General features: G+C 73.5%; 13 protein-coding genes. 5 read left to right on the top strand and 8 right to left on the bottom strand.

The genetic code is table 11. The annotated features are described in order from the left end of the window. Positions 1 to 54 precede the first annotated feature (54 nt). Entirely contained in the window at positions 55 to 522 is a 468-nt protein-coding gene (locus ASF78_RS16640) for an NUDIX domain-containing protein (protein WP_056591980.1), read from the top strand. 1 nt (position 523) lies between these two features. Here the strand turns inward: ASF78_RS16640 and ASF78_RS16635 are convergent, their stop codons facing one another. Genes ASF78_RS16635 through ASF78_RS16625 form a run of 3 tightly spaced genes read right to left on the bottom strand, consistent with a single transcriptional unit; the run spans position 524 to position 3,156 of the window. Beyond that, positions 524 to 1,561 carry an NAD(P)/FAD-dependent oxidoreductase gene (locus ASF78_RS16635; RefSeq protein ID WP_056591976.1) on the bottom strand — a complete coding sequence of 346 codons (1,038 nt, stop codon included), beginning with the start codon at positions 1,559 to 1,561 and terminating at the stop codon, positions 524 to 526. Beyond that, positions 1,558 to 2,082, bottom strand: a complete 525-nt coding sequence (locus tag ASF78_RS16630) for an isoprenylcysteine carboxyl methyltransferase family protein (RefSeq protein WP_056591972.1) — start codon at positions 2,080 to 2,082, stop codon at positions 1,558 to 1,560. The genes ASF78_RS16635 and ASF78_RS16630 overlap by 4 nt, the downstream gene beginning before the upstream one ends. Further along, entirely contained in the window at positions 2,083 to 3,156 is a 1,074-nt protein-coding gene (locus ASF78_RS16625; RefSeq protein ID WP_056591968.1) for a type III polyketide synthase, read from the bottom strand. A 105-nt stretch (positions 3,157 to 3,261) separates the two neighbouring features. Here ASF78_RS16625 and ASF78_RS16620 point away from each other — a divergent pair, with 105 nt between their 5' ends. Continuing rightward, positions 3,262 to 4,104, top strand: coding sequence for a UbiA family prenyltransferase (locus tag ASF78_RS16620; protein ID WP_235518661.1), 843 nt, complete (start codon positions 3,262 to 3,264; stop codon positions 4,102 to 4,104). Between the two features lie 56 nt (positions 4,105 to 4,160). Further along, on the top strand, positions 4,161 to 5,039 hold the full coding sequence (locus ASF78_RS16615; protein WP_056591962.1) for an LLM class F420-dependent oxidoreductase: 879 nt from the start codon (positions 4,161 to 4,163) through the stop codon (positions 5,037 to 5,039). On the opposite strand, the gene ASF78_RS16610 is transcribed toward ASF78_RS16615, so the two are convergent. The 4 genes from ASF78_RS16610 to ASF78_RS16595 form a co-directional block, all read right to left on the bottom strand. Next, positions 5,036 to 5,509, bottom strand: coding sequence for a VOC family protein (locus ASF78_RS16610; protein ID WP_056591959.1), 474 nt, complete (start codon positions 5,507 to 5,509; stop codon positions 5,036 to 5,038). The two genes, ASF78_RS16615 and ASF78_RS16610, sit on opposite strands and share 4 nt — an antisense overlap. 100 nt (positions 5,510 to 5,609) lie before the next feature. Further along, positions 5,610 to 6,401: a pentapeptide repeat-containing protein gene (locus ASF78_RS16605; RefSeq protein WP_056591958.1), complete on the bottom strand. Its 792-nt coding sequence runs from the start codon at positions 6,399 to 6,401 to the stop codon at positions 5,610 to 5,612. A 23-nt stretch (positions 6,402 to 6,424) separates the two neighbouring features. Further along, complete coding sequence (locus ASF78_RS16600; protein ID WP_056591955.1) at positions 6,425 to 6,712, bottom strand: transcriptional regulator; 288 nt, start codon at positions 6,710 to 6,712, stop codon at positions 6,425 to 6,427. Then, on the bottom strand, positions 6,709 to 7,254 hold the full coding sequence (locus ASF78_RS16595) for a hypothetical protein (protein WP_156374201.1): 546 nt from the start codon (positions 7,252 to 7,254) through the stop codon (positions 6,709 to 6,711). Before ASF78_RS16595 ends, ASF78_RS16600 begins: the two co-directional genes overlap by 4 nt. A gap of 137 nt (positions 7,255 to 7,391) precedes the next feature. Between ASF78_RS16595 and ASF78_RS16590 the strand changes: the two genes are divergently transcribed. Together ASF78_RS16590 and ASF78_RS16585 are read left to right on the top strand one after the other, a co-directional pair. Further along, complete coding sequence (locus ASF78_RS16590) at positions 7,392 to 8,000, top strand: ClpP family protease (protein ID WP_056591953.1); 609 nt, start codon at positions 7,392 to 7,394, stop codon at positions 7,998 to 8,000. After that, positions 8,000 to 8,602, top strand: coding sequence for a ClpP family protease (locus tag ASF78_RS16585; RefSeq protein WP_056592771.1), 603 nt, complete (start codon positions 8,000 to 8,002; stop codon positions 8,600 to 8,602). Before ASF78_RS16590 ends, ASF78_RS16585 begins: the two co-directional genes overlap by 1 nt. 4 nt (positions 8,603 to 8,606) lie before the next feature. Here the strand turns inward: ASF78_RS16585 and ASF78_RS16580 are convergent, their stop codons facing one another. Next, positions 8,607 to 8,984, bottom strand: a complete 378-nt coding sequence (locus tag ASF78_RS16580; RefSeq protein WP_082495147.1) for a helix-turn-helix domain-containing protein — start codon at positions 8,982 to 8,984, stop codon at positions 8,607 to 8,609. Positions 8,985 to 9,046 lie beyond the last annotated feature (62 nt).

Here is a 9,046-nt window from a genome sequence, read left to right as displayed (position 1 = left end):
CATTGTCTCCCGCGAGCGCCCGGTGGCCGAACTCGGGTCACCTACGATCGGCCCGTGCCGATCCCCGAGTTCATCCTCGCCCTGCGGGCCGCCGTCGGCCACGACCAGCTCTGGCTGACCGGTGTGACGGCCGTGGTCGTCCGCGACGACGAGGTCCTGCTGGTGAGGCGGGCCGACGACGGCGCCTGGACGCCGGTGACCGGGATCATCGACCCGGGCGAGGAGCCTGCCGTCGCCGGGTCGCGCGAGGTGCTGGAGGAGGCGTCGGTCGTCGCCGTCGCGGAGCGGCTGACGTGGGTGCACGTCCTGCCGCCGATGGTCTACGACAACGGGGACCGGGTGCAGTACCTCGACCACACCTTCCGGTTCCGCTACGTGTCCGGCGAACCGTTCCCCGCCGACGGCGAGAACACCGAGGCGGCCTGGTTCCCGCTCGACGCGCTCCCGCCGATGTCGGACGAGATGCACGCGCGGATCGGTTCCGCGCTGGCCCCCGCCGGACCGACCGCCTTCGAGAGCTGAGTCAGCGCGCGAGCCGTTCGACCACGGCGCCGTACAGCCCCGGCGCGGTGACCGCCAGCGGCACGATGCCGCGCCGCAGGGGTGACGCGGCGGCGGCGAGCAGGCCGCTGGTCAGTACCCGGTAGTCGCGGGTGGCTGCGGTCCACGCCTTCTCGTAGGCCGCGTTCGAGCGGCGGACGTCGTCGTCCAGCGTCGCGACGGCGGCGTGCGCCTGGGCGAGCCCGACCCGCACCCCCTCGCCGGTCAGGGCGTCGACGTACCCCGACGCGTCGCCGACGAGGCGCACGCGCCCGGCCGTGCGGTGCTGGCTCTGCTGGTAGAGCGGTCCCGCGCCGCGGGCGGGACCGAGCCGCTCCGCGCCGGCGAGGTGGTGGCGCAGCGCCCCGAAGGAGTCGAGGGTCCGGTCGTAGTCGTGGTGGGCGGGGCCCAGGAGCGCGACGCCGACGATGTCGTCGGCGACCGGGGTGACGTACGCCTCGACGGTGCGCCCCCAGTGCACCTCGACCAGGTCCGTCCAGGGCGCGACCCGGAAGTGGCGGCGCACCCCGAACCGTCGGGCGCGCAGGCGGTGGTGCGTCGCGAGGTCGACCTGGCGGCGGACCGTGGAGTGCAGGCCGTCGCACGCGAGGAGCCAGCGTCCCCGGATCCCCGCGCACCACACGGACGACCCGTCCTGCTCGACCGCACCGGCACGGCCCGGGACGACCTCGGCACCCAGCTCGACGGCCCGCCGCGCGAGGGCGGCGTGCAGGACGGTCCGGCGGACACCCCGCCCGGGGGACGACGCGAACAGGTGGTCGGCGGTGTGCGTGCCCCGCAGGTACCGGATCCCGGTGAGGGTGTGCCCGTCGGGGTCGACGCCGAGCCGGGCGAGCGCCGCGACGGCACCTGGCATCAGGCCTTCGCCGCACGCCTTGTCGACGGGGGTCGCGCGGGGCTCGACGACGATGACGGACAGCCCCGCGAGCCGCCCCTCGATCGCGACGGCGAGCCCGACGGGACCACCACCGATGACCAGCAGGTCGGCATCGGGGGTCATGCCGGGGCCGGGCTGACGGAACGCAGGGCTCGCTCCTCCGTGGGGATCCGGAAGCCGAGCAGCAGCACCGCGTTCAGCACCGTGAAGGCGATCGCGGTGACCCACGCGGTGTGCACCAGCGGGAGCGCGGCCCCCTCGACGGCGACGGCGACGTAGTTCGGGTGGCTCAGCCAGCGGTAGGGCCCTCGTCGGACCAGGGCGACCCCGGGGACGACGATCACCCGGGTGCTCCACTGGTTGCCGAGCGTCCCGATGCACCACCAGCGCAGCGCGTTCGCGGCGACCACGAACGCGAGCGCGGTCCACCCGAGCGCCGGGAGGAAGGGACGGTCCGCCACGTGCACCTCGACGACGCACGCGACGAGCAGCCCGCTGTGCAGAGCGACCATCGGCGGGTAGTGACGCTTGCCGGTCTCGATGCCGCCGTGCGCGAACGCCCAGGTCACGTGTCGTTGTGAGACGACCAGCTCGGCCAGGCGCTCGAACGCGATCACGACGATCAGCCAGTCGTACCAGCTCACCTACGGCTCCTCTGGCCAGCGCAGCAGGACGGTCTCCGTGCAGACCCCGGGACCGACGGCGAACAGCACACCGGCGGACCCGGGGATGTGCCCCCCGGCCGCCAGCTCGTCGGCGAGCACGTGCAGCACCCCCGACGACGACAGGTTGCCGACGCGCGCGAGCGACCGCCAGCTCGCCGCGAACGCCTCGTCGGGCAGCTCGAGCGCGCTCGCCGCGGCCCGCAGGATCCGCGGTCCGCCGGTGTGCGCCACCCACGTGCCGACGTCGGCGACCTTGAGGTCGTGCGCGGCGAGCAGGTCGACGACACCGGGGCCGAGGTTCCGCTCGACGATGTCCGCGAGGCTCGCCGCGAGCACGATCCGGAAGCCGCTGCCGCCGATGTCCCAGCCGAGCACGTCGGTGGTGCCCGGGACCAGGTCGCTGCGGGAGTCGACCACGTCGACGCCTCCGCGTACGTCGTCCACGCGGTCGCTGCCCACCATGACGACTGCCGCGGCACCGTCGCCGAACAGGCCGCTGGACACGATGTTCGCCATCGAGTCGTCGCCGTGCTGGAGCGTCAGCGAGCACAGCTCGACCGACACCAGGAGGGCGACGTCCTGCGGGTGGCCCTGCAGGTGGTCACGGACCCGGGCGATCCCCGCGGCGCCCGCGACGCACCCGAGGCCGAACACCGGCACCCGCTTGACGTCGGGACGCAGCCCGAGCCGCTCGACCAGGAGCACGTCGAGCGACGGGGTGGCGATGCCGGTGATCGTCGTGACCAGCAGGTAGTCGACGTCCGCGGCGTTCAGCCCGGCGGCGGCGAGAGCCTCGCGGCACGCCTGGGCCGCGAGGGTCGTGCCCTCGCGGACGAACGTGTCGTTGGCGACCGTGAACGTGGTCAGCTCTGCGTACTCGTCGAGAGGCAGGGCGAGGTGCCGCGTCTGGATGCCCGTCGCCGCGTGGATCCGCTCGATGGTGGCTAGGCGCCGGGGGTCCGAGGACAGCAGAGGAGCGATGACCGCGGTGATCTCGCTCTGGGCGTAGGAGTGCCGGGGGAGGACGGGGGCAATCGAGGCGATATGCGCCATCCGGGCATCGTGCCACGCGACCGCACGTCCGGCACGTGTCCGGGCCGTCGTACCGAACCTTCACCCCGACCTGCGACGATGGCCCGTCGAGACGGAGGTGGGTGGGTGGGCGAACGTGCCGGTGGGTCGCGCGTCGTCGACCTCGCGCTCGCCTGCCATCCGGCGCCCGCCGCCGCGGTGACCGTGTTCGCGATCGCCATGGCTGCGGGGACCGACGCTCCCGTCGGCACGACGGCGCTGATCGGTGCCGCGGTCCTGGCCGGCCAGCTCTCCGTCGGCTGGTCCAACGACTGGATCGACGCGGACCGGGACGCCGCCGTCGGTCGCACGGACAAGCCCGTCGGCGCCGGGCGGCTCACGGTCGCGACGGTCCGGACGGCGGCGCTGAGCGCGGCCACGGCGTGCGTGGTGCTCTCCCTGGCGCTCGGCTGGCGCCCCGGACTCGTGCACCTCGCGACCGTCGCGTCGGCCTGGGCCTACAACGTCCGCCTCAAGAGCACGGTCTGGTCCTGGGCGCCCTACGCGTTCTCGTTCGGGTTCCTGCCGCTGGGGATCGCCCTGGCTCTGCCGGGGTCGCCGGTCGCCACCTGGTGGGCGATGGCGGCGGGCGCCCTGCTCGGGATCGGCGCGCACGGGGCGAACGTGGTGCCCGACCTCCAGGACGACCGGGCGACCGGCGTCCGCGGGCTCCCGCACCGGGTGGGCGGGACCGCGACGAGCATCGGCACCGCGCTCGCGCTCGTCGGCGCGACGGTGCTGGTCGTCCTGGCCCCACCCGGCCCGCCGAGGGCGGTGGCAGCGGCGGCGCTCGTCGGCGCGGTCGGGCTGACGATCGCCGGGACGGTGCTCGCCCTGGGCGGAGGGCGGCACCGGCTGCCATTCCTGTTCGCCATCGCGGTCGCGGCGGTCGACGTGGTCCTGCTCGTCGGGTCCGACTGGGTCGCTTGACTTCGAGCGCGCTCGAACCGGCAGGGTGACGAGCAACCCCGTCGAAGGAGCTCCTCGTGCGCGTTGGCGTCCACCTCTACCGTTTCGACTCCGTCGAGCCCGGCGCCCTGCGCCAGGAGCTGGCCGACGCGACCCGCGCCGCGGAGGACTCCGGCGTCGCCTGGGTGTCGGTCATGGACCACTACTTCCAGATGATCGCCGCCGGGTTCCCTGCCGACGACCCGATGCTCGAGGCGTACACGACGCTCGGCTACCTGGCGGGCGTGACGTCTGAGGTGCAGCTGGGCGTTCTCGTCACGGGCGTGACCTACCGGCACCCGGGCCTGCTCGCGAAGATCCACGCCACCCTCGACGTGCTCTCCGGGGGCCGGGCCACGCTCGGCATCGGGGCCGCGTGGTACGAGGAGGAGCACCGCGCGATGGGCGTGCCCTACCCGCCGCTCTCCGAGCGGTTCGAGCGTCTCGAGGAGACCCTCCAGATCTGCCGGCAGATGTGGGACCCGGCCGACGACGGCCCCTACGACGGCACGCACTACCAGCTGGCCCAGACCCTGTGCTCGCCGCAGCCGCTGACGCGCCCCGAGATCCTCATCGGCGGCTCCGGCGAGCGCAAGACCCTGCGCCTGGTCGCGCAGTACGGGGACGCGTGCAACCTGTTCACGTCCACGCCCGACGAGGTCGCGCACAAGCTCGATGTCCTGCGCGGCCACTGCGCCGACGTCGGCCGCGACCCCGCCGAGATCCGCGTGACCATGCTGTCCCGCGGCGAGCGGCTGCTCGCCGGGGACGTCGACGGGTTCGTCGAGGAGATGCGGGCCTACGACGCCCTCGGCGTGGAGTCCGTCATCCTCACCCCGGCGGACACCAGCCTGACCGCCTGGGTGAAGGACGCGGTCGCCCCCGCCGTCCCGCGCCTGGCCGAGCTGGGCAGCTAGGCGCGTGCGTCCGCCGCCGCGTGCAGGGCGGCCACGTCGATCTTGTCCATCGTCAGCATGGCGTTCATCGCGCGGCCGGCGCGGCCCGGGTCGGGGTCGTTCAGCAGCTCCGGCAGGGCCGTCGGGACGACCTGCCAGGACAGACCCCAGCGATCCTTGAGCCAGCCGCACCGGCCGGGCTCGCCGCCGTCGGCGATCAGGGCGTCCCACACGCGGTCGCACTCCGCCTGGTCGGGGACCGAGACGGCGAAGGAGAACGCCTCGGTGAACGGGAACGCCGGCCCGCCGTTGAGGGCCTGGACCTCCTGGCCGTCGAGCACGAAGCTCACCGTCAGCGCGGTCCCGGCCTGGGGGGAACCCTCGGGGTACCGGGCGACCGAGAGGATGCTCGAGTTCGGGAAGATCTCGACGTAGCGCTGCGCGGCCTGCTCGGCCTGGTCGTCGAACCACAGGAACGGGCTGATGGTCATCTCGGTGCCTCCGGGGTGCTCGACGCGGGCCCACTGCCCGGCGTCCGTCGTGAGGTGGTCGGAGCCGTCCCCTCGATCTCGACATCGGGTCCGGGACGAGCTACCAGTGCGCGGGTGCGTCCAGACCGGCGGGGAGGCGCGTGGTCCGGTCGCCGCGCGCTGCGGCGACCTGCGGCAGTGTGACGAAGAGCGAGCCGGTGAGGTCGGCCCCGTCCAGCCGGGCACCGCGCAGGTCCGCGCCGAGGAGGTCAGCCAGCCGCAGATCGGCGCCGCGCAGGTCCGCGCCGATGAGGAGCGCGCCGCGCAGGTCGGCGCCGTGCAGGTCGGCACGCCGGAGTCCGGCACCCGTGAGGTCGGCGCCGCGCGCCTGCCGACCGTGCAGGCCGTCCCGCGCGAGCGTGCTCACACGTCCGAGCAGGTCACCGACCCTGGCCTGGGCGTCCGGTCCCGCACCGGCGTCCCGCAGGTCCGCCACCTCCGACCGAAGGCGGGCGACCTCGTCGTGCAGCGGTGCCGCGGCGTCGATCGACAGCGCCTCGGTCAGGTACCAGAGCAGCTCGTGCAGCCCACGCATGGTGCCGAAGACCGCGAACATGTCGGCGGCGATCGCGGGGTCGTCCCGCCACGTGCGGCCGTCGAAGAGCTGCTGCGTGACGAACTGGCCCGCGCCGAAGCACTCGTAGACCGTGCAGCCGGTGAACCCGCTGGTGCGCAGGTCGGGGTGGATGGCGCACCGGAAGTCGTCCTGCAGGTTGCGGCACGGCGTGCCGGCGGGCTTGTCGTACGCGAAGTCCGACGAGCGCTGGAACGAGTGCGCGACGCAGCACAGTCCCGCGCAGCGCGAGCAGTCCGAGCGCAGCTCCCGCAGCGGGATCGGCGCGTGGTCGGTCACGGGATCGAGAGTACGGCTGGTCGTCACTCCACCGCGTCGATCAACCGCCGCACCGCGGCGACGTGCTCGTGCAGCGCCTTGCGCCCGACCGGTGTCAGCCCGACCCAGGTGGTCCGTCGTCCGGCGTGGACGCCCTTGCGGCTGTGCAGGTAGCCGGCCTCGACCAGCGCCGAGACGTGCTTGGACAGCACCGAGTCGCTGACGTCGAGTGCCGTCCGCAACGTCGCGAACTCCGCTTCCGACACCGCGGACAGCGTCGTGACGAGCTGCAGCCGCGTGGGTGCGTGGATCAGCGGGTCCAGCCCGGTCATCGGCCGACGACCAGCAGCGCCGCGCACCCCAGGCACGCGACCACGGCGAGCAGCCCGAGCATCCGGGGGGAGGTGCCGCGCGCGTGGGCGGCGGGGTCGTGCCGGTAGGCGTGCCACCAGTGGCGGGCGCCGAGTGCGCAGCCGACTCCTGCCGCCACCGCCGCCACCGCGACCAGCCACCACCGGGAGCCGAACGCGGCGACGATCGCCACGGCGAGCGCACCGAGGTAGACGACCGAGGCGCGTGCGCCGGCCGCGAGGACGACCTGGCTGGCCAGACCGTCGACCCGGACGCCGTTGACCCGGCTGAACCGGTGCAGGAGGAGCGCCGCGACGCCCAGGAAGACCGCGACACCGGCCAGCGCGACGGCGACGCCCGTGGTCGCCTGCGCGGCGATCCCGTAGGCGGCGGCGCCGACCTGGACCGCGATCCCCGTGGCGAGCGCCGGGTAGAAGCCGACGGGCAGTCGTAGCCCGGACGCCAGTCGTCGGCGTGCCTCGTCGGCCATGTCCAGCTCTGCGCGTGGATCGTTACTTTCCATAGTGGAAAGCATAGGTCGAACTTTCCAGTCTGGCAAGTATGCGTCTGCCGTCGGCAGATCCGCCGACGGCAGACCCGGGGGTCGCGCACGGTCGGCGCGTGTGACGGTCGAGGGACCAGCGACCCACGGAGGCCCCCATGAGCACCGCACCACCCGCAGTCCGACCCTTCGACGACGACCTGTCCACCCGCCTCCTGCACCAGCGCATCGTGGTGCTCGGCCAGGAGGTCGACGACACCATCGCCAACCGTGTCTGCGCACAGCTGCTGCTGCTCTCCGCGGAGGACCCCCGGCGGGACATCGCGCTCTACATCAACTCCCCAGGAGGCTCCGTGAGTGCGGCGCTCGCGATGTACGACACGATGCGGCTCATCCCGAACGACGTCGCGACCCTCGCGATGGGACTGGCCGCGAGCGCCGCCCAGTTCCTGCTCAGCGCCGGCACCCCCGGCAAGCGGTTCGCCCTGCGGCACTCGCGCGTGCTCATGCACCAGCCGTCCGGAGGGATCGGGGGGACCGCGATCGACATCGCGATCCAGGCCCAGAACATGGCGCACGTGAAGCGGACCATGCAGTCGCTCACGGCGGAGCACACGGGTCAGTCGGTCGAGACCATCGAGCGGGACGCCGACCGGGACGCCTGGTTCACCGCCGAGGAGGCGCTCGCGTACGGGTTCATCGACCGGGTCGTCGAGCACCTTGACGACGTGCGGCCGGACGCGTCGCTGCGACGGGCGGGTCTGTGATGGCCGGCCAGTACACGATCCCGGTGGTCATCGAGCAGCGCCCGACGGGCGAGCGCGCGTCCGACGTCTACTCGCGCCTGCTCACCGACCGGATCATCTTCCTGGGCACCGAGATCGACGACGGCGTCGCCAACGTCGTCATCGCACAGCTGCTGCACCTGCAGTCGGAGAGCCAGGACTCGCCGATCCACCTGTACATCAACTCGCCGGGAGGCTCGATCACCGCGCTCCTGGCCGTGTACGACACCATCCAGTACATCAAGCCGACGGTGGCGACGTTCTGCCTCGGGCAGGCCGCGTCCGCAGCCGCGGTGCTCCTGGCCGCCGGCGCGCCCGGCAACCGGCACGTCCTGGAGCACGCGCGCGTGCTGCTGCACCAGCCGTCGGGCGGGGGAGAGGGCACCGCGGCCGACCTGGAGATCCAGGCGCGCGAGATCGCCCGGCTGCGCGAGCAGGTCGACGAGATCCTGCACCGTCACACCGGCCAGCCGCTGGCCAAGCTGCGCACCGACACCGAGCGCGACCTCATCCTCACCGCGCAGCAGGCGGTCGACTACGGGCTCGCCGACCGGGTGGTGACCACCCTCAAAGCCATCGAGTAGGAGGTCAGGCGGCGAGCAGGACGGCGGCGCCGGTGTCGCGGGGGGTGAGCGTCGTGACGGTCGCGAGCTCGGGACCCGCAGCCGGCGCCGTCAGGTCCACCACGACGCGGCCCTCGGCGAGCGCGAGCTGCGCGTGCGCGGTGCCGACGAGGTCGACGAGCCGCAGCCCGAGCGCCCGGCAGACCGCGGCGAGCACCTCCGACGACGCCTCCTTGCGGCCCCGCTCGACCTCGGACAGGTACGCGACGGACACCCGAGCGTCCTCGGCGACGTCACGCAGGGTCCGCCGCTGGCGCTCGCGCTGCTCGCGCAGGATCGAGCCGACGAGCCGCCGCAGCAAGGGCTCGGAGCGGTGCTCGAGGTGCGTCAGGTGCGGCGTCATCGCGTCCTCCGGGGTCCTGTGGTGCTCCTCGCCACGCTAGCCCGCGATGCCCGCTCCACGAG

The sequence above is a fragment of the Cellulomonas sp. Leaf334 genome, from assembly GCF_001424195.1.
Taxonomy (GTDB): Bacteria; Actinomycetota; Actinomycetes; order Actinomycetales; family Cellulomonadaceae; genus Cellulomonas.
The sequence above is the reverse complement of the archived record's forward strand: the minus strand, read 5'-3'. Positions and strand labels throughout refer to the sequence as shown.

What these genes read in the sequence shown, in the direction of transcription:
- ASF78_RS16635 (WP_056591976.1), bottom strand. Translation starts at nt 1,561, where the DNA reads ATGACCCCCGATGCCGACCTGCTGGTCATCGGTGGTGGTCCCGTCGGG.
- ASF78_RS16625 (WP_056591968.1), bottom strand. Translation starts at nt 3,156, where the DNA reads ATGGCGCATATCGCCTCGATTGCCCCCGTCCTCCCCCGGCACTCCTAC.
- ASF78_RS16610 (WP_056591959.1), bottom strand. Translation starts at nt 5,509, where the DNA reads ATGACCATCAGCCCGTTCCTGTGGTTCGACGACCAGGCCGAGCAGGCC.
- ASF78_RS16600 (WP_056591955.1), bottom strand. Translation starts at nt 6,712, where the DNA reads ATGACCGGGCTGGACCCGCTGATCCACGCACCCACGCGGCTGCAGCTC.
- ASF78_RS16595 (WP_156374201.1), bottom strand. Translation starts at nt 7,254, where the DNA reads ATGGAAAGTAACGATCCACGCGCAGAGCTGGACATGGCCGACGAGGCA.
- ASF78_RS16590 (WP_056591953.1), top strand. Translation starts at nt 7,392, where the DNA reads ATGAGCACCGCACCACCCGCAGTCCGACCCTTCGACGACGACCTGTCC.
- ASF78_RS16585 (WP_056592771.1), top strand. Translation starts at nt 8,000, where the DNA reads ATGGCCGGCCAGTACACGATCCCGGTGGTCATCGAGCAGCGCCCGACG.
- ASF78_RS16580 (WP_082495147.1), bottom strand. Translation starts at nt 8,984, where the DNA reads ATGACGCCGCACCTGACGCACCTCGAGCACCGCTCCGAGCCCTTGCTG.